This window comes from Duganella margarita, from assembly GCF_009857535.1.
Classification (GTDB): domain Bacteria; phylum Pseudomonadota; class Gammaproteobacteria; order Burkholderiales; family Burkholderiaceae_D; genus Rugamonas; species Rugamonas margarita.
In genome coordinates this window covers 1-24,954 of record NZ_WWCS01000033.1, presented here as the reverse complement: position 1 = coordinate 24,954, position 24,954 = coordinate 1, and the positions used below count along the sequence as shown (strand labels likewise).

Genomic DNA, 24,954 nt, shown 5'->3' with positions numbered 1-24,954 from the left:
ACTCCTTAGCGCAGGATCGCATGCACGGCTTCCACCACTTGGGCGGCGTCGTCGGCCGTCATGGTCGGCCCCATCGGCAGGCTCAGCACCTCGCGGTGGATCGCTTCGGAGATCGGGAACCGGCCTTCCTTCAAGCCCAATTCGGCGTACGCCGGCTGCAGATGCGGCGCCACCGGATAGTGGACGATGGTGCCGATGCCGCGCTCGGCCAGTTGTTCGGCCAGGCGGTCGCGCTGCGGATGGCGCACGGCGTACACGTGCCACACCGGATCGGCCCAGTCCGGCACTTGCGGCAGCACCAGGTCCGGCACGCCAGCCAGTTCTTTCTGGTAGATCGCGGCAATCGCGGCGCGTTGCTGGTTGAACTGGTCGAGCGTGGTCAGCTTGACGCTGAGCAAGGCTGCTTGCAGTTCATCCAGGCGCGAATTGTAGCCCTGGCGTTCGTTGCGGTACTTCTGTTGCGAGCCGTAGTTGCGCAGCACGCGCAGCGCGTGCGCGGTGTCGGCGTCGTCGGTGGTGATGGCGCCGCCGTCGCCCAGGGCGCCGAGGTTTTTGCCCGGGTAGAAGCTGAAGGCGGCGCCGTCGCCCAGGTGACCGGTGCGCACGCCGTGGGCGCGGGCGCCGTGGGCCTGGGCCGCATCCTCGATCACTTTCAGGCCGTGGCGCTGCGCCACCGCGTTGATGCCGGCCATGTCGGCCGGCTGGCCGTACAGGTGCACCGCGATGATGGCGCGGGTGCGCGGCGTGATGGCGGCCTCGATCAGCGCCGGATCCAGGTTGTAGGTCGACTCGACCGGCTCGACCGGCACCGGCGTGGCGCCGCAATGGCTGACCGCCAGCCAGGTGGCGATGTAGGTATTGCTCGGCACGATGACCTCGTCGCCGGGCCCGATGCCGTAGGCTTTCAGCAGCAGGAAGATGGCGTCCAGGCCGTTGGCAACGCCGATCGCGCTGCTGCTGCCGCAGTAGGCGGCAAAGGCGGCCTCAAACTGCGCCACTTCGCTGCCCAGGATGTACCAGCCGGAATTGAGCACGCGCGCAAACGCTTGCTGCAGGGCCGCTTCCTGTTGCAGGTTGATGGCTTTGAGATCGAGAAAGGGAACTTTTTGAGGGACGCTCATGATAGGCCTGTGGGAAATGCGGAGAGAGGTTGGTTATGCCAAGCATGATGGCCGATTTACGCGCCGGACACAATAGTACAAGTCCCTCTTGGCCCTGCAAGTGGCGGACAACGGCCTGCTGTGATACTGTGAAACTTGTCCGGCAGGAGAGCTTGCCGATGATCCAGCACACCAGACAGACGGAGAGAAGTTATGCAGTTAGCAGAGACAGCCATTGTGCAAGCCGGTGCGCGCGTCAGCGCCACCGCGCGCCTGGGCGACTATGTGAAGGTCTACCTGGGCGCCAGCGTCGGCGACGACAGCGTGGTGCATGGCATGACCCAGCTGTGGCCCGGCGCGCAGCTCGGCGCCGGCGTGATTGTCGGCCCCGGCGTGACGCTGGCGCCGGCGGTAGGCGGCGGCGACTGCGGCATCGTGCTGGAAGACCGCTGCGAGATCGGCGCCGGCGCCACCTTGCTGGCCGGCGTGAACATCGGCACCGGCGCGCGCGTCGAGCCGGGCGCCACGGTGGCGCAGAACGTGCCGGCCTACGCGATCGTGTCCGGCACGCCGGCGCGCATCACCGGCTACGTGGAAAAGCTGACGCCGGACGACAACGTCGGCTGGTACCGCCAGGCGCGCTTCCCGGCCACGCCGTCGACGGTGGTGCTGGGCGTGGGCGGCGTGACGCTGCACCGCTTCAAATACCTGAACGATCCGCGCGGCGACCTGTCGGTCGGCGAGTTCCTCAACGATATCCCGTTCCAGCCGAAGCGGTATTTCCTGGTGATGAATGTGCCGAGCGACAAGACGCGCGGCGAGCATGCGCACCACCGCTGCCACCAGTTCCTGGTGTGCGTGAAGGGCAGCTGCGCGGTGATGGTGGATGACGGCGAGACGCGTTGCGAAGTGCTGCTGGAATCGGCCGATATGGGCATTTACCTGCCGCCGCTGACCTGGGGCGTGCAATACAAATATTCGGCCGATGCGGTGCTGCTGGTGTTTGCTTCGGAATTTTATGACGACAGCGATTACATCCGCGACTACCGCGAATTCAACGCCGTGCTGGCGCAGTCGAAACTGCAGCAGCCTAGCTAGTGTGGCTGCGGACGGATGCGAATCGGCCACAGCGACGCTGCGCGCGCCATGCTCGGCGTCGGCGGTCTGCGGCAAGCAAGCCTCCGCATCATAGCGCGCCGCAGAGGGCAGATCGCTGCGCTGGCGTGCGCCAACAATGGGGGCACTGGCCGAATCGCAGGACCAAAAAAAGGCCCGGCTGGGATGGCGGTGCCGGTGCAGATCGCGCGCCGCGTCTGGCGGGGCCGGTCTTGAAGCCTGCGAAAGCGCAGCCATCACGCGTAAAACAGTCGCGCCAGCTACGACGAAACGCACCGATCCGATCACATCGTCGCTAAACCCGTCCTCAATCTGAAAAACCGCAGCTCACTCTGCAGGAGCGTCCACTTACGACGCGCGCGACCGCCCGAGTCCGCCCGACTGTTACGCGGTACTTGATGTCAGGCATGCGTGCAGATTAGCCTGCTGAGCATCGCGTTGGTTGACAAGCTAGATTGTGGTTTGGCCGCCGAGCATGCCTTTACAAGAAACTCGGCGCGATTGGCAGCCCGGCTCCACCGAGCAGTGCCGCCCGCAGTTGGCGCAGTTCGGGCGTCGGCGCAGGATGGCGCCGGTAGACATACAGATAGTCGAGCACGGCGTTGAAATCGGTGGCCTGCTGGCTGCTGCCGCGGCGATCCGTGGTCTCGTCGGCGACCTCGAAGACGCGCGAGCCGAGCAATGGCACGTGGACCGGCATGGCGCGGTCAAACACCGACAGCAGATAATCCCAGTCTTCATAGGCGCGCATGAACGGATCAAACTCGAGGCCCTGCAGCAATTGCCGGGGGAAAGCGAAGCAGGACATGTGGACCTGGTTCTTGACATAGACTTCCGCTGTGAGGCCCTGCTGCAAAGTCAGTTCGAGCTCGGACACCAGTTCCGGGCCCTGCGCCAGGCGGCGCTCGGTGGCCACCGTGCAGTTGAAATACACGGGCATGCTCAGCTGCACATGCGGCTGCGCGTGCAACTGTGCCAAACAACCGGGATGCCAGGCATCGTCATCGTCGAGAAACAGCACGTAGCGGCCTTTGACCAGCGACAGGCCGAGATTGCGGCTGGCGGACGGGCCGGCCTCGCCATTGCGGCGCAGGTACATATCCGTCTTGCCGAGCAGTTCGGCGCAGACCGCGTCGGTGGCGCTATCGGCGGCGTCGGAGATGACGATGACTTCACAGCCGACCGGGCAGATTTGCGACTTGATCGAGGCCAGCGCGCGGCGCAGCAGGATGGCGCGTTTGTGGGTCGGCACGATCACGGAGAAAAAAGGGAGGGTTGTCATGATAAGTAGGGGCAGTCAGGGCAAGGGTATCAGTTGGGGATCGCCTGGAGGATGTAGGCGGTAGGATGCGCATCGGTGATGGCCAGATCCGGATCGGCGCCGACGCTGAGCGCGAGTTGCCGCAGGGCGGCCATGACCGCCTCGTTTTGCAGGGGATGGTCGAGCATCTGCAGTCCCTGCGCGACCGCGAAGCCGCTTTGCTGGAATAGGGCGAACAGCGTGCTACGGCTGAACAGACGGCGTTGGCCGGCCGCGAGCAACCCCGTTTCGGCGTAGCGCAGGTCGCCGGCGCAGAGCCGAGTCTGCAGGCTCCAGTGCTGCGCATTCGGCACCACCGCCACGATGCTGCTGCCCGCTGCCATCACCTTGCGCAGGCGCTGTAGCAGGCGCTCCGGATGAGCTACCCGCTCCAGCACCTGATCGAGCACCCAGCAATCGACGCCGGCATAGGGGCGGAAAAAATCGTCGCCCAGTGCATCGACGTCCTCGTTGAGAACATGGTTGCAAGCGCCTTTGCGCTGATCGCGCTGGTGCGGGTCGATGCCGATCGCGGTGTAGTCACAATGCGGATGGCGCCCTTTCACTGCACGCGCCAGCGCGCCATCGCTGGCGCCGATCTCGACGACCCGCTCTAGCCGCGCCGGCAACAGGGTCTGGATGTGCAGGCGCAGGCTGGCCGCTTCGCGCGCCGCCTGCTCCCAGTCGTCCAGATGATAGCTGCCGACCCGTTTGACCGTGCCCTGCCAGTCGTGGCGCAGGTAGTGGTTGACGCCGTCGACCTTGAAGTCTTCCTTGAGCCAGGCCACGCCGTCGATCAACCGCTCCATGCCGGCGCGGTGCAGTGCCAACATCGGCGCCGTCATCGGCGCGCCGTGGCGGGTTGGCATCGGCCACTGCCGCACCACCTCGATATTGATCAACATGCAGGCCGGGTGCAGATAGCGCACCGCACCGTCGACGTAATCGACATCGAAGCCGCCCTCGTTGACGTAGTTGGTATAGCCGACCCCATACATGCCGGGCCGCAGCTGGGTCAGCATCGATTCGATGAAGCCGCCGTTCAGCACCACCACGTCCGAGTCCAGCACCAGCACCGGGCCGTGCAGGTCGAGGTTCTGGAACGCCCAGGCCATGCCGGGGCCGTGGTGGATGTTGTAGTCGAAGTGGATAAAGGCGACGTCGGCGTAACGGGCGCAGACCGCCTCAATGGCGCGGTAGTGATCGCTGTCGGAGCCATCGATGATGGTGATCGGGTTGGCGTAGTGCGCGCGCACCGAGGCCAGCAGCTCGTCGATCAGTTCGGCCGAGTTGTAGGACACGGAAATGATGGGAATGCGGTCGACGGGCATGGTGGTCATGGCAGGGAGCGGGGGGCGTTGGGCGGCACGGCGGGTCAAACGGCGACGCCGACGAGGAGGTAGTGTGTGGCCAGGGCGTCCTCGACCGCCTGGGCCGGATCAAGGCCGCTGGCGCTGGCCATCGCGCGGATCGCCGGCAGGTATTTTTCCCGGCTCGGTTCGTCGAGGATCTGGGCGCCGCCGCCGCTGATCTGGAAGCCGGCCTGCTGGAACAGCTCCAGCATGGCGCCGCGGGTAAACACCCGCTTGGCCGATTTGGCCAGGCCGCCGGGGCCGTAACGCAGGTCGCCGGCATTCAGGCGGGCCTGCACGCCCCAGTGCTGGAAGTTGCGGAGCGAGGCCACCACCTGGGCCCCGGGGCGCAGGCTGGCACGAATTTTTTGCAGCATGCTCCACGGGTCATCGAGCATTTCCAGGGCCTCGTCGAGGACCCAGACGTCGGCGCCGCGCACGTGGTCCCACAGCGCCGAGTCCGCGTGCTCAAGGTCGACGTTGAACACGAAGTCGCAATGCGGGCGCGCCAGCTGCGCTGCCACCGGGTCGGCTTCGATGCCGGTGTAGTCGACCACGGCGTTGTTGGCCTTGTAGGCCTTGGCGAAGGCGCCGCTGCGGCAATGCAGCTCGACGATCTTGCGCGCCGCCGGCGGCAGGAACTGCAGCAGCGCGGTGTTGACCGTGGTGTCGGCGCTGGGCATGTCGTAATGGTAGCCGCCGGTGCGGATCACCGTGCCCTGCCAGTCGTGCTTGATGTAGTGGCGCTGGGTGGGCCGGCTGGCGAAGTCCTGCGCCACCCAGTCGACCCCGGCGATCAGCTGGTGGGCGCCGGCATCATGGATCGCCAGCATGGTGGCGATCATCGGCGCGCCGTGCTTGATCGGCATCGGCCACTGGCGCACCACCTCGATATTGGTCAGCATGCAGGCCGGGTGCAGGTAGCGCACGGCGCCGTCATCCTGATCATAGCCCAGGCGGTTGACCTGGTGCAGGTTGCCGACGCCATACATCTCGGGGCGTAGCTGGTTGTGCAGCGATTCCAGGAAGCCGCCCTGCAGGATTTCGACGTCGGAGTCGAGGAACAGCACTTCGCCGGCCAGGCCCAGGTGGCGGATGGCCCAGGCCATACCGGGGCCGTGGTGAATATTGTAGCCAAATGCGATGAACTCGACGTTGTCGTGGCGCGCGGCGATGGTCCGGATCTGCTCCGCCACGTCCGGATTCGAGCCGTCGATGATGTACACGCGGTTGGTGTAGAACTGGCGCAGCGTGCGCAGTAGCGCCTCGATCAGGTCGGGCGCGTTGTACGACACGGTGACGATCGGGATCTGGTCGATGCGCGCTGCGGTGGCAGGCGCCGCCGGGTCGGCCGCGGGGCGCACCGCATGTGCCGGCGCCGGCAGCCGCGGCGCCGCCGGCTTGGCGACTTTTTGCAGCGCCGCTTCCAGATTGCGCACGAAGCGCGGGCTGTCGAACAGCGCGCAGGTCAGGCGGTTGGCCTGCAGCTGGCGCTTCATGGCGGCGATGCGCTGCGGATTACTGGCCAGCTCGACGGCCTTGTCTTCGTACTCGGCAAAGCTGTAGGTGATCAGTTGCGGCAGGTCGACCGCGCGCAGCAGGCTGCCGGCCATGCGCGAGGCGAAGGTCTGGCCGGCGCAGGTGAGCAGCGGCAGGCCGGCCCACAGGGCGTCGCTGGCGGTGGTGCCGGCGTTGAACGGGAAGGTGTCGAGGAACAGGTCGGCCAGCTGGTAGCGCGCCAGGTACTCGGCCGGCACCGCGCGGCCGTTGAAGATGATGCGGTTGCGGTCGATGCCGGCTTCTTCGGTGTGGCGGTACAGGTTCTCGCGCACTTCCGGATGGTCGGCCACCAGCCACAGCACCGCATCCGGCACGCGGCGCAGGATGTTCATCCAGACGCTGAACAGCTCGGGCGTGAACTTGAAATTGTTGTTGAACGAGCAGAACACAAACGCATCGTCCGGCAGGTTGACCGAGGCGCGGGTCGGCGTCGGCGCAATGGCGCGCTGGCGGTCGTTGATCTGGAAGCAGTCCGGCAGGTGCAGCGGCTTCTCGGTGAAGAACGGCTCCATCTCCTTGGTGATCAGGAATTCGTCGGCGATCACGTAATCGATGCCGGGCAGGCCGGTGCTGCCGGGGAAGCCGAGGTAGGTCAGCTGCACCGGGGCCGGGCGGTAGGCAATGATCTGCGGCCGCGCGCCCAGGGTCAGGCCGTGCAGGTCGATCAGGATATCGATCTCGTGGGCGCGGATGGTGCGGGCGGCCTGCTCGTCGGTCATCTTGTCGATGCGGATGTAGTGGTCCATCGCCTTGACCACGCGGGCGCGGATCGGCGAACCGTCCTCGCGGCTCCAGCTGAAGGCATAGACCTCGAATTTGCTGCGGTCATGCAGCTCGTACAGTTCGGCGGTCAGGATCGAGACCGCGTGCGAGCAGAAGTCGGACGACAGATAGCCGATGCGCAGGCGCGGGTGGCCGTAGCCGTGCTGGCCGGTCAGCGGCGCCACGGCGGCATTGATTTTTTCCTTGACGAAGCGCTTGGCGGCAGCCAGCTGCTGGGCCGGATCGGCCGAGGCGCTGAGCATGGCCAGCGCCGAGGTGCCTTCCATCATGGTGGCGACCGAGACGTTCTCCAGGCCGCTGTAGACCGGCCACTCGCACTGCTTCTGGCGCAGGTGGACCCAGTGCGTCATCACACTGGCCTGTTGCGGATCGACGCGCAGGCTGGTGGCCAGCATGGCTTCAGCTTCCGGGTAGCGCTTCTGGATTTCCAGCAGGCGGCCGAGATTGTTCAGGGTCTGCACATACAGCGTGCGGTTGGACTGGATGTCCGGTTCGATCGGATCGGTCAGGATCGACTGCCACATGGCCAGCGCGTCGAGCGGGCGGCCGATGCGTTCCAGCAGCGTGCCGAGGTTGAGGCGGGCTTCGACAAAATGCGGGTTCTGGGCGATGGCCTTGCGCAGCACCGCTTCGGCGCCGGCGTCGTCGCCACTGTTGGACAGCACCACGGCCAGGTTGAAGCAGGCGGCGTAGATCAGCGGCGACGGCGTGTGCTCGATCCAGGCGCGGTACAGGCCGATGGCGGCGGGCACCTGGCCGCTGTCCTGCAGCACGGCGGTGGCGCCGAACAGGTCAGCGATGGACAGCTGGCCCTTGACGGCCATGGCCATGACCGAGGCCAGCGGACTAGGATCGGTAGAAGCGGGTGCGGCAGATGCTTGAGAGGTCATAGCAGAGCATAAAGTGGAATCAGTCCGAGCCCTATGATACCTCTTTGTCGCTGGACGAGGGGCAACTTTTGGCCCTGGAGCAACACTGTAAATCCCCCTCTGCTCCAACGTTGGCAGGCCGGGGCAGCACTGCTGCTCCCCCGGCCCCGCTTTAACGTTTGGGGACGGCGAACCAATGGGTGGCGGGCTCTTCAAACGCGGGCTTGCTCGGGCCGGTGGCGGCGCCTTGCAGGCTGTGCTGGGCGCGGTAATGGTCGAGTGCCGCCGCCAATGGCATGCTTGCCGCCGCCGCCGCTGACGAGGTTGGCAGCGTCAGCCGTGGCGCCGGCGCCGCAGGGGCGGCGGCGTAACTGGCCATGGCGCTGGTCATGCTGCTGACTTGCTGCTGCAGCGAGGCCGTGGAGGTTGCCTGGTCCGCCAGGAACCAAGCGTCGGCGCTTTGGTGCACGCTGCCGTCGGTGCTGGTGTAGCGCGACGTCAGACCGATCACGTTGCCGTTCTGCTGCGTCAGCGCATGGTCGGCTTGGGTGTCGACGGCGGCAATGCCCAGCTGCGCCAACGTCTTCAGTTCGTCGGCCTGGCTGATGCCGTCGCCGTTGCCGTCGACCCACACCCGCAGCGCGCCGTAGGCGCTGTCGGCGGCCGTGATCTGGCCGTCGCCGTTGCTGTCGAGCGCGGCCAGTGCGGCATAGCCGTCCTTGGCCTTGCTGCCGTCGGCCAGCGTGGTGGCGCTGCCGAACAGTTCGCCGCCGTCGTTGATCACGCCGTCGCCGTTGCGGTCCAGGGCCAGCAGGCCGTCGTGGGCGTCAACCCAGCCGGTGCCGACTTTCTGGCCGTCGCCGCGGATATCGAACTGCACGCCGGCCGTGATGCTGCGGGTCTGCACGCCGTTGCCGTCCAGGTCGAAGATCAGCGGCGTGGCGTAGTTCACCGACGACGAGTTCAGCGCCATGGTCTGGGCGATCGACATCGAGGCGATCTGGGTCGCGGTCAGGGCGTTGGCCTGTGCCACGCTCAGCACGCCCAGCTGCGTGGTGGTCAGCGCCGGCATCTGCGACGCCGCCAGCGCGCGGATCTGGTTGGTGCTGAAGGCCACCAGCTGGCTGGTCTTCAGGCCGGCGATCTGGGTGTTGCTCAGGCTGGCGATCTGGGCGCTGGACAGGTAGCCGATCTGGGTCGCCGTCAGCGAACCCAGCTGGCTGGTGCTCCAGACCGCCAGCTGGTCGGTGCTGAAGCCGTACAGCTGGGTCGCATCCAGCGCGGCGATCTGCGAATTCTTCAGTGCCGCCATCTGGGTGGTGGTCAGCGCCGCCGCCTGCTCGCTGGCCAGCGCGAACAGCTGGGTGGTGGTCAGGGCCTGGATCTGCGTCGTGGTCAGCGCGCGCAACTGGTCGGACCCCAGCACCGCGACCTGGTCGATCGTCAGCGCGCTCACCTGGCTGAGCTTGATCGAGGCGATCTGGTCGGTACTGAGCGCCTGCACTTGCGGCGTCGACAGCGCGGCCACCTGGGTAGTGCTGAGGTAGCCGATCTGGGTGGTGCGCAGCGCGCTGATCTGGCTGGTGCTGAAGGCGAAGAACTGGTCGACGGTGAGGGCGCCCAGTTGCACGCTGGTCAGCGCCTGCACCTGGTTGGTGTTGAGGCCGTTCAGCTGGCTGACCGCCAGGCTGGCGATCTGCAAGGTGCCCAGTGCGGCGACATCGTCCGTGGTCAGCACGCCCAGCTGGGCGGTCGACAGCGCGGTGACGGCGTTCACGCTGAGCGCGGCGGCTTGCTGGGTGCTGAGCGCCTGCAGCTGGTCGTTGCTGAACACGCCGATCTGGCCGGCGTCGATGGCTGCCACTTGCGCGGTCTTCAGCGCGCGCACCTGACCGGTGGTCAGCGCCATGGTCTGGCTGCTCGACAGGCCGACGAACTGGCTGGCGCTCAGGGCCGCCACGTCCTGGGTTTCCAGCGCGGCAATCTGTTCGGTGCTGAATACGGCCAGTTGGCCAGCGCTCAGGGCCGGCAGCTGGGCGGTGGACAAGCCGGCGACCTGCGCGCTGGTCAACGCGGCGATCTGCTCGCTGCTAAGCGCACTGACTTGCTGCGTGGTCAGCGCGGCGACCTGCGCGGTGCGCAGCGCCTGGATCTGGTCGCTGGTCAGCGCCGCCAGGCCGTCCAAGCTCAGGCCGTAGGCCAGCTGGGTGCTGGTCAGTGCGCTGATGTGGTCGCTATCGAGCGCCACCAGCTGTGCGGTGCCGAGGCCGTATGCCAGCTGGGCGGTGCCCAGCGCGGCGAACTGCGCGGTCGTCAGCGCGTTCAGCTGCAGTGTGCCCAGCGTCGACATCTGCGCGCTGCTGAGGGCGTTCAGCTGGCGCGTGGTGAGGGCGTGCAGCTCGGCGATTTCCAGCGCGGCCAGCTGGTCAGCGCTCAGTGCCGCCACCTGTTGCGTGCCCAGCGTGGCGATCTGGTCAGTGCTCAGCGCAACGATCTGGCTGCTGGTCAGGGCGGCGATCTGCAGCGTCGCCAGGCTGGCCGTCTGCGCGGTGCGCAGCGCGCCGATCTGGTCGGTGGTCAGCGCGGCGATGGCGTCGGTACCAAGGCCGTAGTTGAGCTGGCTGGCGCCGAAGGCGCTGATATGGGCGGCGTCCAGCGCCGCCAGCTGCGCGGTGGTCAGGCCGGCGGCCAGCTGGGCGGTGGTCAGCGCCGCCAGTGCCGCCGTGGTCAGACCGTTCAGCTGGTCGCTGCTGAGCGCGCTGATCTGGTCGCTGGTCAGGGCGACGATCTGGCGCGTGCCGAAGGCGGCCAGGTCGGCCGTTTCCAGCGCCGCCATCTGCCCGGTGGTCAGCGCGGCGACTTGTCGGGTGGTCAGCGCGGCCACTTGCGCGGTGGTCAGCGCGATGATCTGGGCGAGGCTCAGACCGGTGCTGATCTGGTCGGTGGACAGGGTGCTGATCTGCACGGTGGACAGCGTGGCCACTTGCTCGGTCAGCAGCGCTTGCAACTGGTCGCTGCTCAGCAGGTTGAGCTGGGCGGTGCTCAGCGCCGCCAGGTCCACGGTTTCCAGCGCGGCGATCTGGCTGCTTTGCAGGCCGGCCAGCTGGGTGCTGCTCAGCGCGCGGATTTGTTGGGTGGTGAAGGCGACGATCTGGTCGCTCGACAGCACGCCGATCTGGTCGGACTGCAGGTTGCCGATGGTGCTGGTGGCCAGCACGCTGAACTGGTCGGTGTCCAGTGCCCCCAGCTGGCCGGCGCTCAGCGCGGTCGCTTGCGTCGCGGTCAGCGCCGCCACTTGCGCGGTGCTCAGGTGGGCGAACTGGCCGCTGGTCAGCGCGCTGATCATGGCGGTGGTCAGGCCGGTGAAGGCGGCGGTCGACAGCGCGTTCAGCTGGCTGCTGGTCAGCGCGGCAAACTGCGCCGTGTTGAGCGCGGTCAGCTGGTTGCTGCGCAGGGCGACGAAGTCGTCGGTGCTCAGCGCGCTGATCTGGTCGGTGCGCAAGGCGCCGATCTGGGTCGCGCTCAGCGTGACGACTTGGGTGCTGCGGAGGGCGGCGATGTTGTCGCTGCTCAGCGCGGCGATCTGGTCGCTGCCCAAGCTGCCGACTTGCGCGGTGCCCAGTGCGCTCACCAGGTCGGTGGTCAGGGCGGCGATGTTGGCGGTGCTGATGGCGGCGATCTGGGCGCTGTTGAGCACGGCGAAGTCGCCGGTTTCCAGCGCGTTCAGCTGGTCGCTGCTCAGCGAGGCGATCTGGGTCGTGGCCAGGGCCGCCGTCTGCGCGCTGGTCAGCGCTACCATCTGGTCGCTGGTGACGGCGCCAAATTGCATGCTGCTCAGTGCCGCCAGCTGGTCGGTGCCCAGGTGTTGCCACTGGTCGGTGGTCAACGCTGCCAGCAGGCGGGGGCTCAAGGCGGCGATCTGGGCGCTGCGCAGGGCCAGCACGGCGTCGGTACTCAAGGCCTGCAACTGGTCGCCGCTCAGCACGTTCAACTGGGCGCTGGTCAGCGCCTGGATTTGTTGTGTAGTCAGGGCGGCGATGCGCTCCACGCTCAGCGCCTGCAACTGGTCGCTGCCCAGCGCCTGTATTTGCGCGGTCTTCAGCGCGGCCAGGTCGACCAGTTCGATGGCTTGCAGCTGGGCGGTGCTCAGCTGCGCGATCTGCGCCGTGCTGAGCAGGCCGAATTGCTGGCTGGTCAGGGCGATGATCTGGTCGTCGCCCAGCGCCTGCAGCTGGGTGCTGGTGAGCGCGGCCAGCTGGGTCAGCCCCAGCGCTTGCAGCTGGAGGTCGCGCAGGATGTTCAGCTGGTTGGTGCCGAGGGCGGCGATCTGCGCGGCTTTCAGCGCGGCCAGGTCGTCGCTGTTCAGTGCCACCAGTTGGTAGTCGGTCAGCGCCTGCAGCTGGCTGGTGGTCAGCGCCTGGGTTTGCGCGGTGGTCAGGATGGCGATGTGGTCCGGCGTCAGCGCCTGGATCTGGTCGGTGCTGAAGCTGGCGATCTGTGCCGGCCGCAGCGCGACAAAATCATCCGCTTCGATCACGCTCAGCTGGGCCGAGGTGAGCGCGGCCAGTTGGCGGGTGCCGAGCACGGCGAACTGGGCGGTGCTCAGGGCGACGATCTGGTCGGGCCGCAGCGCCTGCACCTGCGCGCTGCTGAGCGAATTCATCTGCACTACGCTGAGCGCCTGCACCTGCTCGTCGCTCAGCGCCTGCAGCTGGTCGCTGCTGAGGATGCTGATCTGGGCGGTGCGCAGCGCGGCGATGTCCGCGCTGCTGAGGGCATGCATCTGGTCGCTGCTGAAGACGGCAATCTGTTGGGTCGACATGCCGCCGACCTGGGCCGAGGTCAGCGCCTGCACTTGCAGCGTGCTCAGCTGCATCAGCTGGTCGGTGCCGAACGCCACAATCTGCGTGGCTTTCATGGCGGCCAGGTCATCGGTTTCCAGCGCGCGCACCTGGTCGCTGCCGAGCACGGCTACGGCGGCGGTGCTGAGCGAACCGATCTGGCGGGTGGTCAGGGCGGCGATCTGGTCGGTGGTCAGGGCCGCGACCTGGGCGGTGCTGAGGCCGGCGATCTGCGCCGGCGTGAGCGACTGGATCTGGTCGGTAGTCAGCTTGATCAGCGTGCCCAGCGCCGCCAGCTGGGCGGCGCTCAGCGCGGCGAAATCGGCCGCACTGAAGGCGCCGATCTGCTGCTCGCTCAGCGTCGATAGCTGAGCGGTCGACAAAGCCGCCACCTGGCTGCTGGTCAGCGCGGCGACCTGGTCGGTGCTGAGCTGCTGGATCTGCGCCGTGAGCAGCGCGTTGACCTGGGTGGTCCGCAGCGCCGCCATGTCATCGGTGCTGAGGGCGGCCAACTGGCTGTTGGTCAGGTTGACGATCTGGGCGGTAACCAGCGCGGCAACCTGGCGGGTGGTCAGCGCGGCGATCTGCTCGGTCAGCAGCGTTTGCAGTTGCGTGGTGTTCAGTGCAGCCAGCTGGGCCGCGGTCAGCGCCTGCACCTGGTCGCTGCCGAGGGCCTGCAACTGGTCGCCGGTGAGGGTCACGACCTGCGCGGTGCGCAGCGCGGCGACGTCACGGGTTTCCATGGCGCGCACCTGGTCGGTGCCGAGCGCGCTCAGTTGTTGCGTGCTCAGGCCGGCCACTTGCAGCGTGCTCAGCGCGACGATCTGACTCAGGTCCAGCAGCGCAATCTGGCTGCTGGACAGGGCGGCCAGCTGGACGGTGCGCAGCGCGGCGAGGTTGGCGGTGGACAGCGCCGCCAGTTGCGCCGCGCTCAGCGCTTGCAGCTGGGCCGTGCTCAGGCCGCTGGCCTGGAGCGTGGTCAAGACGCCGATCTGGTCGCTGCCCAGCGCGCCGAACTGGCTGCTGGTCAGCGCGCTCAGTTGCGCCGTGGTCAGCGCGCGCAACTGGTCGCTCGACAGCGCGTCCAGCTGACTGGTGCTGAGCGCCACCACTTGCGCGGTGCGCAGCGCGGCGATGTCGGCGCTGGAGAAGCCGAGCAACTGGGCGGCGCTGAACGCCTGCAACTGCGCGGTGCTCAGGCTGCTGGTTTGCAGCGTGGTCAGCGCGGCCGCCTGGCTCGGATCGAGACCGGCGATCTGCGCGGTGCTGAGCACGGCGATCTGGGCGGTGCGCAGCGCGGCCAGGTCCTGAGTTTCCAGCGCATTCAGCTGGTCGCTGCCGAGGGCGGCGAGTTGCTGGCTGGTCAGGTGGCTGACTTGCAGCGTGGTCAGGGCGATCAGTTGCGCGTTATCCAGCTGGGCGATCTGCTGGGTTTTCAGCGCGGCGATCTGCTGGGTTTTCAGCTGCGCCAGCATGGTGTTGCCGAGCGCGCTCAACTGTTCGCTGCTCAGCAGGGCGATCTGGGCGGTACCCAGGTTCAGCACTTGCGCGCTGCTCAGCGCGGCGATCTGTTCGGTCGCCAGCTGTTGCAGCTGATTGCTGCCCAAGGCCAGCAACTGGGTGGTGGTCAGCGCCCGCACCTGCGTGCTGCTGAGGGCGTTGAGGCTGTCGCTGCCGAGGCTGGCGATCTGGGCGGTGCGCAGGGCGGCCAGGTCGCGGGTTTCCAGGTCGTTCAGCTGGCTGGCGCTGAGGGCGGCCAGCTGGCGCGTGCTCAGGCTGCTCACCTGGGCCGTGGTCAGGGCGATGATCTGGTCGCTGCCCAGTACGGTGATCTGGTCGGTCGACAGGGCGGCGATCTGCTGCGTTTTCAGCGCCGCCAGCACGTTGGCGTCGAGCGCCTGCAACTGGGCGTCGCTGAGGACGGCAATTTGCGCGGTGCCCAGGCTGCTGGCTTGCTGGGTACTGAGGGCGCGGATGCGGTCGGTGCCCAGGGCCGACACCTGCGCGGTGGTCAGCGCGGCGATCTGGCGGCTGTTGAGGGCGGCCATGTGGGCCAGGTCCAGCGCCGCCACGGTGGCGGTGCCGAGCGCGGCGATCTGGGCCGAGGTGAGGGCGTTCAGGTCGCGCGTTTCCAGCGCGTTCAGTTGCTCGGACGACAGCGCGTTCAGCTGGCTGGCGGCGATCTGGCTGGCTTGCAGCGTGGTCAGCGCGACGATCTGGCTGGTGGTGACGGCGGCCAGTTGCTCGGTGCTGAGCGCGTTGAGCTGCTGGCTCTTCAGCGCGGCCCAGTCGGCATTGGTCAGCACGGCCAGCTGGCTGGCCAGCAGATAGCTGATCTGCAGCGGGCTCAAGGCGCCCACTTGCAGCGTGGTCAGGGCGCCGATCTGGTCGCTGCTGAGCACGCGGATCTGGTCCGAGGTCAACTGGCGGACTTGTTCGGTCTTGAGCGCCGCCACCTGGTTGGGCGACAGGATGGCGATGCTGTTGGTGCCCAGGCCCAGCAACTGGCTGGTGCGCAGCGCGGCAAAGTCCTGGGTTTCCATCGCACCCAGCTGGGCGGTGGTGAGGGCGTTCAGCTGCACGCCGCTCAGCGCGTTGGCCTGGGCGGTGGTCAGCGCGACGATCTGCTCCAGCGTCAGCTTGCTGATCTGGTCGGGCGTCAGGGCGGCGATCTGCGCCGTCTTGAGGGCGGCGAAGTCGCGGGTTTCCAGCGCCACCAGCTGTTCGCTGGACAGCGCGGCGATCTGGCGCGTGGCCAGTTGCGTGGCTTGCTGCGTGGTCAGCGCGACGATCTGGTCGGTGCCCAGTGCGCCGAACTGGGCGGTGGTCAGGCCGTTCAGCACGGTCGAGGTCAGGGCCGACACCTGGGTGGTGGTCAGCGCCGCCACGGCGTCGTTGCTCAGCGCGGCTGCCTGGCGCGAGCTGAGCGCGGCGAGGTCGCGGGTTTCCAGCACCGCCACCTGGTCGCTGCCGAGTGCGGCGACCTGGGTGGTGCCCAGTGCGGCCACTTGCTGCGAACCGAGGGCGATCAGGTGCGCGCTGTCCAGCGCGGCGATCTGGCTGGTGCCGAGCGCGGCGATCTGCTGGGTCTTGAAGGCGGCCAGGTCCTGGGTTTGCAGCGCGTTCAGCTGGGCGCCGGTGAGCGCGGCGATCTGGCGGGTGGCCAGCGCCATGCTCTGCTGGGTGCTCAGCGCAACAATCTGGTCGGTCGACAGTGCGGCGATCTGGGCGGTGGTGAAGGCGTTGACGACCGCCGTGCTGAGAGCGGCGATCTGGCCGGTGCCCAGGGCCTGGATGTTGTCGATGGATAGCGCCACCGCTTGCCGCGTTTGCAGCCCGGCCAGCGCCGCCGATTGCAGCGCCACCAATTGCGCGCTGCCCAGCGTGGCCACCTGCTGCGTGGTCAGGGCGGCGATTTGCAGCGAGCTGAAGCTGCCGAAATGGCCGGCGTCGAGCGCACCCAGCTGGGTGCTGGTCAGTGCGGCGACCTGGGCGGTTTTAAACGCGGCCAGGTCGCGGGTTTCCAGCGCGGCCAGCTGGCGGGTGGTCAGCGCGGCGATCTGCACCGAGGTCAGGGCGGCCGCTTGCGCCGTGGTCAGGCTGACGATCTGGGCGTCGTCCAGCGCCGCCAGCTGGCGGGTGCTGAGCGCCGCGATTTGCATGGTCGCCAGTGCGGCGATCTGGTCGGTGCGCAGGGCGGCGATCTGTTCGGTGCTGAGGCCGCCGAGCTGGCTGGTGCGCAGCGCGGCCAGGTCGGCCGTTTCCAGTGCGCCTAATTGTTCAGTCGACAGCACGGCCAGTTGTTGCGAGCTGAGCGCATTGGCCTGGACCGTGCGCAGGGCTGCAATCTGGGCGGCGGTCAGCGCGCTGACCTGGGCCGTGCCGAAGGCGTTGACTTGCGCCGTGCCCATGGCGGCCAGGTCGACGGTTTCCAGCGCGGCCACTTGCGTGGTGCTCAGCGCCTGCACTTGTTGCGTGGTCAGGGCGGCGACTTGCGCGCTGCGCAGCGCAACGATCTGGTCGGTGCTGAAGGCGCGCAGTTGTGCGGTCGGCAGGGCGGCGATCTGTGCGGTGCTGAGCGCGGCGATCTGGCTGGTGCCCAGCATGGCGGTGATGCCGGTGCCGAGCGCGGCCAGTTGCTGGGTCCTCAGCGCGGCCAGGTCTTGCGCACTCAGCGCGCCCAGCTGGGCGCTGGACAGCAGGCTCAGCTGCTGCGTGGTCAGCGACTGGATTTGCGCGGTGGTCAGCGCGACGATCTGGTCGGTGCTGAGGGCGCTGAACTGGGTGGTGGTCAGGGCGGCGATCTGCTGGGTTTTCAGCGCGGCCAGGCCGCTGCTGCCCAGGGCGGCCAGCTGGTCGGTGCCGAGGCGGCCGATCTGCGTGGTCGACAGGCCGGCCGCTTGCGCCGTGCTCAGCGCGGCCAGCTGGCTGTCGCCGAGGGCGCCCAGCTGGACCGCGTCCAGCGCATTCAATTGCAGCGTGGTCAGCGCGGCCATCTCGCGGGTGGTCAGGCTGGCGACCTGGTTGCTGGCCAGCGCGGCGATCTGCTGGGTCTTCAGCGAGACCGTCTGCGCCGTGGTCAGCGCCTGCAACTGGTCGCTGCCGAGCGCGCGCAGCTGGGCGGTGCTCAGCGCGACCAGTTGCGCGGTCTTCAGCGCGGCCAGGTCCTGGGTTTCGAGCAGCGCCACCTGGGCCTGGTTCAAGCTGGCCAGCTGCGCCGTGGTGAGCGTGCTGAACTGGACCGTGGTGAGGCCGGCGCTCAACTGGTCGTCGCTCAGCGTGGCAAACTGGGCCGTGGTGAGGGCGGACACTTGCCGGGTCGACAGACTATTCAACTGTTGCGTACCCATGGCATGCAAGGTGGCCGTGGTCAGCGCGCGCAGCTGCGCGGTGCCGAACCAGCTGAGCTGGGCCGTGCTGAGCAACGTCATCTGCAAGGTGCTGAGCGTCGCGGCGTCGGCCGTCGTCAGCGAAGCAATCTGTGCCGATTGCAGTGCCTTGAGTTGGTCGGTAGTAAGGTCTGATAAGTTGAATGACATGTCTGATAATCTCCCACGGGAAATATATCTTACCGTCAATATGGCTCAAGCCGGGAAAAAAGACCGGTTTAGGTGTCAGTTCTTGGCCTGAAAACAATGACTTAGCGCTCATCTTGTCATCGTCCGGTCATAAATCGCGGCGTGCAAAATAAGTAATCAGGAAACACTGTAAGATGCGGTTTCGCGTTAGCCCTTTATTCTCCCTGCCATGCTGCAAACTCCCGCCACATTTCAGCCCCTCATCAGCCCCCAGGATCACGACCAGCCGATAACGTTTGTCTTCCATCGCGGTGAGTTGCTTTTGCGCAACAACATCATGGGCTTGCCGGCGCCGGATGACCTGTCCGGGCTGCCGCTGGCGCCGGAACGCATCCATCCGCTGGGCCTGTGGGAAGGCCGTTATTACCAGGCGGCATGGCTGGACGAGCCGCTGCTGCCGGGCGCGGCATTCGGCTACCATGGCCTGCGCTCGCTGTTTGGCGTGTTGGACGACGGCTTCCTCGGCCTGGCCGGACGCGCTTTCCAGCTGGTGGAGTGGGCCCGTACCCATCGCTACTGCGGCGTTTGCGCGACGCCGATGCAGCTACTGGCGGGCGAGCGCTGCTACAAATGCCCGCACTGCGGCCACAGCGCCTATCCGCGCATCTCGCCGGCCATGATGGTGCTGGTGCGCAAGGGGGACCAGGTGCTGCTGGCGATGCACACCAACTCCCCCTACAAACGCTACACGGCGCTGGCCGGCTTCGTCGAGGCCGGCGAGTCAGTGGAGGAAGCCATCCACCGCGAAGTATTCGAGGAGGTCGGCCTCAAGGTCCACAACCTGCAATACTTCGGCAGCCAGTCGTGGCCGTTCCCGCATTCCCTGATGATCGCCTATACCGCTGAGTACCTGGACGGCGAGATCCGCGTCGACCAGAGCGAAATCGCCGAGGCGCGCTGGTTTGGCGCGGGCGACGACTGGCCGGAGCTGCCGGTCAAGGTCTCGATCGCCGCGCGCCTGATCGACGCCCACCGGCCCCGGTAAGGCCCCGGCAATTTCTGTATACTGTCGGGCAATTTAAAAATAAGGTGTTTCATCATGTCTCAAGAATTTACGGAAAACGACTGGCGCCGCCTGATTGCCAGCATCGGCGAAGACCCTGACCGTCCTGGCCTGCTGGAAACCCCGGCCCGCGTGACCAAGGCGTGGAAACACTGGACCTCGGGCTACGGCCAGGACCCGGTCACGCTGCTGAAGGCGTTTGAAGACGGCGCCGAGCAGTACAACGAATTCATCATCGTGCGCAACATCCCGGTGTACAGCCACTGCGAGCACCACCTGGCGCCGTTCTTCGGCAAGGCCACCATCGGCTACATCCCGAACGGCAAGATCGTCGGCCTGTCCAAGCTGACCCGGCTGGTCGACTGCTTTGCCAAGCGCCTGCAAGTGCAGGAACGCATGACCATGCAGATCGCCAACGCCCTGCTCGAAGTGCTGGAGCCGAAGGCGGTGGGCGTGATCGTCAAATGCCGTCACCTGTGCATGGAAAGCCGCGGCATCCGCACGCCCGGCGAAGAAACGGTGACCTCGGCCATGCTGGGCGAATTGCAGCCCAATCTGGCGATGCGCACAGAATTCCTGGCGCTGGCGCGGGACTGAGCGCGATGGCGGCAATCGAGTGGCTGACCGGCGGCCTCGACGCCGCATTTGCGCTGGCCAAGGCGCAGCAACGTCCGTTGTTCCTGTACTGGGGCGCGGTGTGGTGCCCGCCGTGCAATCGGGTCAAATCCGAGATCTTTGCGCGGACTGAATTCGCGGGGCGCGCTGCCGGCGTGCTGTGCTATCACCTCGATGGCGACAGCGCCGGCGCGCAGGCGCTGGCCGCGCAGTATCGGCTGCGCAGCTATCCGACGCTGGTGCTGTACGCGCTGGACGGCAGCGAAATCACGCGCCTGCCGTGCGAACTCGATGGCGAACTGTTCGTGGCCGCCTTCGACGCCGCGCTGGCCGTGCATGCGGCGGGCTCGTCGGCAGCGGCGGCGCTGGACGCCGTCTTGTCGGCCTCGCGTCCGCTGGGCGCCGACGAGTGGTCGCTGCTGAGCCACTATTCGTGGGACACCGACGAAGGCAAGCTGCTGGGCACGCGCGCGCTGGCGCCGACGCTGGCCGCATTGGCTGCGGCCGCGAGCAATCCCGATGCAGCGGTGCGCTTGCAACTGCACGCGCAACTGGCGGCCGGCAAGGTCGACGCGGCCTTTCTGCTGGGGGTGCTGGCCGATGCGCGGCTGGCGCGCTCCAACATGGACATTTTCAACAACAGCGGCCTGAACCTGATCAAGCTGGCCAGCCGGCGCGAAGAACTGGCGGCCGCGTTGGGCAGCGTAGCGGCGCAATGGGCCGATGACTTCTGGCTCAGCGCGCCGGACCGGTTGATGGCGGTGCGGCTGCAAATGCGCCTGACGCGCCTGCTGGCGCCGACGCAGGGCTTGCAGGATCTGATCAGCGAACGTGTCAATGAAGCCCTGGCGGAATCGACCGATCCTTACGAACGTCACACGCTGGTCAACACCGCAGTGAGCGCGCTGAACGATGCCGGCCTGCCGGCGCAGGCCGAGCAGGTGCTGCTGGCGGAATTGCCGCGTTCGCATTCACCGTACTACTTCATGCTGAGTCTGGCGGCCAGCGCCAGGCGCCGCAACGACGTCGCGGGCGTGCTGGACTGGTACGGCAAAGCGTGGCAAGCGTCGGCAGGCGCGGCGACGCGGCTGCAATGGGGCGTGACCTATCTGAACAGCCTGATCGACCTGGCGCCGCAGGACAGCGTCCGCATCGAACAAGCCGCGCAAGGCCTGCTGGCCGACGTGCGCGCGGCCGGTGCCGACGCCCACCAGCAGCGCAACCTCAGCCAGCTACAAAAACTGGCGCCGAAACTTGCCGGCATCCCCGCCGGCCCCCACACCGCCACCCTCGCCGCCGCCCTTTAAAAATCCGGGGTTAGCGGCGCTGGAACTCGGCGCCGTCTTTCCACTTGGGCTGGTCTTTGCCTTGCGCGGCCTGGTAGCCGGCCTGGAACAGCAGCGTGATATCGTCTACCGCGCCGCTCAGGTTCCAGCTCGGCTGCACGGTGTCGTGCACCGTGTGGAACTGGTGCGCGGTGTAGTTCAGCAGCTTGCTGGCGCTGCTGCGCAGGTAGATGGTCGGCACGCCGGCGCGCGCAAATTCCAACTGGTCGCCACGGTAGTAGCTGCCGTAGCTGATGTTGCTGTCGGGCTTGACGACACGGCCCTGCCTGGCCGCGACCGTTGCCACCAGCTCGTCCGCCGTCGATTTGCCCATGCCGCTCAGCTCGACATCGCGGGTGCGGCCCCACATGTTCAGACCGTCGATATTGATGTTGAGCACGGTCTTGCCGAGCGGGACCAGCGGATGGCGCACATAGTATTGCGCCCCCAGCAGGCCGCGCTCTTGCGCCGTGGTCGCCACGAACAGGATGGTGCGCTTGGGCGCCGTCGGCAGCGCTTTGTAGGCGCGGGCAATTTGCAACAGCGCCGCCACGCCGCTGGCGTTGTCCACCGCGCCGTGGAAGATTTGCTGGGTGCGCGGTCCGGGCAGGCTTTCGTCGATGCCGAAGTGGTCCCAGTGCGCGCTGTACACCACCGCTTCGTTCTTCAGCAGCGGATCGGAACCGGTGATGCGCGCCACCACGTTGTGCGAGGTGATCTCGCGAATGGCGTTCAGCGTCGACAGGTTGATCTTGATCCCCAGCGGCACCGGCTTGAAGCCGCGCGTCTGCGCCTGCTCCTTGAGCTGCTGCAAGTCCAGCCCGGCCGCCTTGAACAGGTCGCTGGCGCGCTCCTGGTTCAGCCAGCCCGGAATGGCCGGGTAACCGGCGTCCGGCGTCTTGCTCCTCAGCGCGAAGTTTTCGCGGCCCCAGCTGTTGACGACGAATTCATACGGGTAGCCGGCGGTCTTGTTGTCGTGCACGATCAGCGCGGCCGCTGCGCCCTGTTTGGCGGCCATCTCGAACTTGTAGTTCCAGCGCCCGTACCAGGTCAGCGCATTGCCGCCAAACATGGCTGGGTCGAGCAGCTTGGGATGCCTGGGATCGGGGATGGGCGGGTCGTTGATCAGCATGACCAGCGTCTTGCCTTTCAGGTCCGCGCCCTTGTAGTCGTCCCATTTGAATTCCGGCGCCTGGATGCCGTAGCCGACAAACACCAGCTCGGAATTGGCGACATCCAGCTGCTTGTCGGCGCGCACGGTCCAGGCGATGTAGTCGTCGCCGAAACGCAGCTGGGTCGGCTTGCCGTCCTTGCCGGTGTAGCTCAGCGTCGGATGGCTGGAGATGCCGACCAGCGGCACTTTTTGCAGGAAGCTGCCGTCCGCATTGCCTGGCTCCAGGCCGAGCTTTTTGAACTGCTGCTGCAGATAGTCGATGGTCATGGTCTCGCCCTGGGTGCCGGGCGCGCGGCCTTCGAATTCGTCCGAAGCGAGCGTGGTGATCTGTTCCAGCAGCCCCGCACCGTCGATTTTAGGCAACGCCGTTGCGTGGACCTGGCACGCACACAGGGCCAAAAGCGTTGTCGACAGGAGCGATTTCATATGCATGAACGATTGTTAATATTAAGCCACCATTTTGACACATTTTTGTTGCTTGTGGACACATTTCTAGTGGCAGGGATAGATTGGATAAACGAATCATTCCAAGCAGATAATTGCGCTTTTTTATCGGAATTTTTAATACTAAGATGACTCCATCGACCTTCCCTTCAGGAGCATCACCATGAACACCAAAGCCCTCTTTGCCGCCCTTGCCCTGCTGGCAGCCGGCAGCACCTTCGCCGCCGACACCAACGAAGCCAGCTTCGACCGGACCTTCCTCAATAGCGGCAGCAGCACGCTGACCCGCGCCCAGGTCAAAGCCGAGACGCTGGCCGCACGCAAGGCCGGTCTGCTGGATACCAATGAAGCTTATCAGGACGTCGCCTACATGGCGCCGCGCGCCAAAAGTGCTGCAGTGAAAGCGCAACTGGCCGCGAAACCGGCCGCCACAGGCAATACTGCCCACTAAGTAACAAGCGGGCTCGACACCCAAAGCCGAGCCCGGTTGTATTTGCGGATAAACCACAAGAATTAAATTTGTTGCACGCTGCAAGGCGCTTTGGGCGTATGCTAGTTTCCATAAGACAATAGGAGACGCATCCCATGAACAAGTTGTCCTTTCAGCAGAAACTGTGGATACCGCTGGTGTGCAGTCTGCTATGTATCGCCACGATTTTCCTGTTTGAAACTATTCAGACCCGCAATGTGCGGATAGAGGAACGCAGCAGCGACCTGCGTAATGTCGACGACATGGCCCTCAATATCGTCAAGCAGTTCGGCGACAAGGCCGCTGCCGGCACGCTCAGCAAGGAAGACGCGCAGAAGCAGGCGATGGACACCATCAAGAACCTGCGCTACGCCAAGGATGGCTACTTCACCATCAGCAGCGGCACCATGTCGCTGATGCACCCCATCAAGCCGGAAAACAATAACAAGGACCTGGTCGATCTGAAAGATCCGAAAGGCACCTACGTCTATCGCGCCATCGCGGCGGCGGGCGGGCAGCCGGAAGGCGGCGGCTTCGTCAATTACTACTGGTCGCGCCCCGGCTCGACCGAGCCGGTGCCGAAAATGAGCCGTGTGGTGCATTACGGGCCGTGGAACTGGGACCTGACCACCGGCGTGTACATGGATGACATCGACACCGCCTTCCAGGCCTCGCTGCTGAAGTCGGCCGGCTGGCTGCTGGCGGTGTGCGCCTTGTTGTGGACCGTCGTCAGCCTGGTCAACAAGAGCCTGCGTCACACCATCGGCGGCGCGCCGGAATATGTCGGCGAGGTGACACAGCAGATTGCCGACGGCGATCTGAGTGTGGTGGTCAAGGTGCACGAGGCCGATCGCAGCAGCATCCTGTATTCCGTCAAGGTGATGCAGCAGCGCCTGGCCGAGACCATCGGCGAAATCCGCCGCAGTGCCGACACCATCGCCACCGCCTCCAGCGAAATCGCGTCCGGCAATATGGATCTGTCGGCGCGCACGGAATCGCAGGCCAGTTCGCTGGAAGAAACGGCGGCGTCGATGGAAGAGCTGACCTCGACCGTGACCCAGAACGCCGACAACGCCGTACAGGCCAACAAGCTGGTGCAGTCGGCCTCCGAAGTGGCCGAGCGTGGCGGCAAGGTGGTGTCGCAGGTGGTGCAGACCATGGATACCATCAATGACTCGTCGCGCCGGATTGTCGACATCATCAGCGTGATTGACGGAATCGCTTTCCAGACCAATATCCTGGCCTTGAATGCAGCGGTGGAAGCGGCGCGCGCGGGTGAGCAGGGCCGAGGCTTTGCGGTGGTGGCCTCTGAAGTGCGCAACCTGGCGCAGCGGTCGGCGGCGGCGGCCAAGGAAATCAAGGAACTGATCAACGCCTCGGTGGACCGCATCGGCGCCGGCAGCGCGCTGGTGGCGGAGGCGGGCACCACGATGGATCAGGTGGTGACCAGCGTGTCGCGCGTAACGCAGATCATGTCGGCGATAACCGATGCGTCGAGCGAGCAGAGCACAGGTATTGGCCACGTCAACATGGCGATCACGGAGATGGATTCGGTGACGCAGCAGAATGCCGCGCTGGTGGAGCAGGCGGCGGCAGCGGCCGGCAGCATGCAGGAGCAGGCGGCGATGCTGGCCACGCTGGTGGCGCGCTTCAAGCTGAATGGGGATGCACAGTATGCGGCGCCGGCCGCCAGCAAGCCAGCAGCGCATCCCGCCCAGCGTCCAGCACAACGCCAGATGGCGCTGGCGCGCTAACGCTGGCGGCACTGCCGCAACCCGCACACCACTGCGGCCAGGGTCTCGTATATTGAACGTACCGCGTCGCCATCAGATAATCAGAAAGGTGAAGCGGTCAGGCAGGGTGATGCCGACCAGACTGTGGGCCATTAAGCCCGTGGGTCAGATAGGTACCCCTGCCTGTTTCAT

At 66.3% G+C, this 24,954-nt stretch carries 12 protein-coding genes; 6 read left to right on the top strand and 6 right to left on the bottom strand.

Going from position 1 to position 24,954, the window contains the following annotated elements; all coding sequences use genetic code 11:
• Positions 1–5: 5 nt before the first annotated feature.
• Positions 6–1,121, bottom strand: a complete 1,116-nt coding sequence (locus GTP55_RS27680; RefSeq protein WP_161048000.1) for a DegT/DnrJ/EryC1/StrS family aminotransferase — start codon at positions 1,119–1,121, stop codon at positions 6–8.
• Between the two features lie 192 nt (positions 1,122–1,313).
• Here GTP55_RS27680 and GTP55_RS27675 point away from each other — a divergent pair, with 192 nt between their 5' ends.
• A complete protein-coding gene (locus GTP55_RS27675) occupies positions 1,314–2,198 on the top strand; it encodes a WxcM-like domain-containing protein (RefSeq protein ID WP_161047999.1) in 885 nt (294 codons plus the stop codon).
• Positions 2,199–2,697: 499 nt separating this feature from the next.
• Here the strand turns inward: GTP55_RS27675 and GTP55_RS27670 are convergent, their stop codons facing one another.
• The 4 genes from GTP55_RS27670 to GTP55_RS27655 form a co-directional block, all read right to left on the bottom strand.
• On the bottom strand, positions 2,698–3,498 hold the full coding sequence (locus GTP55_RS27670; RefSeq protein ID WP_161047998.1) for a glycosyltransferase family 2 protein: 801 nt from the start codon (positions 3,496–3,498) through the stop codon (positions 2,698–2,700).
• 29 nt (positions 3,499–3,527) lie between these two features.
• Entirely contained in the window at positions 3,528–4,856 is a 1,329-nt protein-coding gene (locus GTP55_RS27665) for a methyltransferase domain-containing protein (RefSeq protein WP_161047997.1), read from the bottom strand.
• A 35-nt stretch (positions 4,857–4,891) separates the two neighbouring features.
• On the bottom strand, positions 4,892–8,101 hold the full coding sequence (locus tag GTP55_RS27660; protein WP_161047996.1) for an O-linked N-acetylglucosamine transferase family protein: 3,210 nt from the start codon (positions 8,099–8,101) through the stop codon (positions 4,892–4,894).
• Positions 8,102–8,252: 151 nt separating this feature from the next.
• The gene (locus tag GTP55_RS27655; RefSeq protein ID WP_161047995.1) at positions 8,253–17,960 is read right to left on the bottom strand and encodes an SPM autocatalytic domain-containing protein; all 9,708 of its coding nucleotides are present in this window, start codon (positions 17,958–17,960) and stop codon (positions 8,253–8,255) included.
• A 208-nt stretch (positions 17,961–18,168) separates the two neighbouring features.
• Here GTP55_RS27655 and nudC point away from each other — a divergent pair, with 208 nt between their 5' ends.
• From nudC to GTP55_RS27640, 3 genes are read left to right on the top strand one after another with little or no spacing between them, the layout of a single operon-like run.
• Entirely contained in the window at positions 18,169–18,984 is an 816-nt protein-coding gene (gene nudC / locus GTP55_RS27650; RefSeq protein WP_161047994.1) for an NAD(+) diphosphatase, read from the top strand.
• A gap of 54 nt (positions 18,985–19,038) precedes the next feature.
• Positions 19,039–19,599 (top strand): GTP cyclohydrolase I FolE, encoded by a 561-nt coding sequence (gene folE, locus GTP55_RS27645; RefSeq protein ID WP_110845758.1) that lies wholly within the window; start codon positions 19,039–19,041, stop codon positions 19,597–19,599.
• 5 nt (positions 19,600–19,604) lie between these two features.
• Positions 19,605–20,924: a thioredoxin family protein gene (locus GTP55_RS27640; protein ID WP_161047993.1), complete on the top strand. Its 1,320-nt coding sequence runs from the start codon at positions 19,605–19,607 to the stop codon at positions 20,922–20,924.
• A gap of 10 nt (positions 20,925–20,934) precedes the next feature.
• Here GTP55_RS27640 and GTP55_RS27635 read toward each other — a convergent pair whose 3' ends face one another.
• Positions 20,935–22,479, bottom strand: coding sequence for a M28 family peptidase (locus GTP55_RS27635; RefSeq protein WP_229258195.1), 1,545 nt, complete (start codon positions 22,477–22,479; stop codon positions 20,935–20,937).
• 244 nt (positions 22,480–22,723) lie between these two features.
• Between GTP55_RS27635 and GTP55_RS27630 the strand changes: the two genes are divergently transcribed.
• Positions 22,724–23,011 (top strand): DUF4148 domain-containing protein, encoded by a 288-nt coding sequence (locus tag GTP55_RS27630; RefSeq protein ID WP_161047991.1) that lies wholly within the window; start codon positions 22,724–22,726, stop codon positions 23,009–23,011.
• A 134-nt stretch (positions 23,012–23,145) separates the two neighbouring features.
• Positions 23,146–24,783 (top strand): methyl-accepting chemotaxis protein, encoded by a 1,638-nt coding sequence (locus GTP55_RS27625; RefSeq protein WP_161047990.1) that lies wholly within the window; start codon positions 23,146–23,148, stop codon positions 24,781–24,783.
• The last annotated feature ends 171 nt before the right edge of the window (positions 24,784–24,954 follow it).

Coding starts and splice junctions, on each gene's coding strand:
- GTP55_RS27680 (WP_161048000.1), bottom strand. CDS start 1,121: ATGAGCGTCCCTCAAAAAGTTCCCTTTCTCGATCTCAAAGCCATCAAC.
- GTP55_RS27675 (WP_161047999.1), top strand. CDS start 1,314: ATGCAGTTAGCAGAGACAGCCATTGTGCAAGCCGGTGCGCGCGTCAGC.
- GTP55_RS27670 (WP_161047998.1), bottom strand. CDS start 3,498: ATGACAACCCTCCCTTTTTTCTCCGTGATCGTGCCGACCCACAAACGC.
- GTP55_RS27665 (WP_161047997.1), bottom strand. CDS start 4,856: ATGACCACCATGCCCGTCGACCGCATTCCCATCATTTCCGTGTCCTAC.
- GTP55_RS27660 (WP_161047996.1), bottom strand. CDS start 8,101: ATGACCTCTCAAGCATCTGCCGCACCCGCTTCTACCGATCCTAGTCCG.
- GTP55_RS27655 (WP_161047995.1), bottom strand. CDS start 17,960: ATGTCATTCAACTTATCAGACCTTACTACCGACCAACTCAAGGCACTG.
- nudC (WP_161047994.1), top strand. CDS start 18,169: ATGCTGCAAACTCCCGCCACATTTCAGCCCCTCATCAGCCCCCAGGAT.
- folE (WP_110845758.1), top strand. CDS start 19,039: ATGTCTCAAGAATTTACGGAAAACGACTGGCGCCGCCTGATTGCCAGC.
- GTP55_RS27640 (WP_161047993.1), top strand. CDS start 19,605: ATGGCGGCAATCGAGTGGCTGACCGGCGGCCTCGACGCCGCATTTGCG.
- GTP55_RS27630 (WP_161047991.1), top strand. CDS start 22,724: ATGAACACCAAAGCCCTCTTTGCCGCCCTTGCCCTGCTGGCAGCCGGC.
- GTP55_RS27625 (WP_161047990.1), top strand. CDS start 23,146: ATGAACAAGTTGTCCTTTCAGCAGAAACTGTGGATACCGCTGGTGTGC.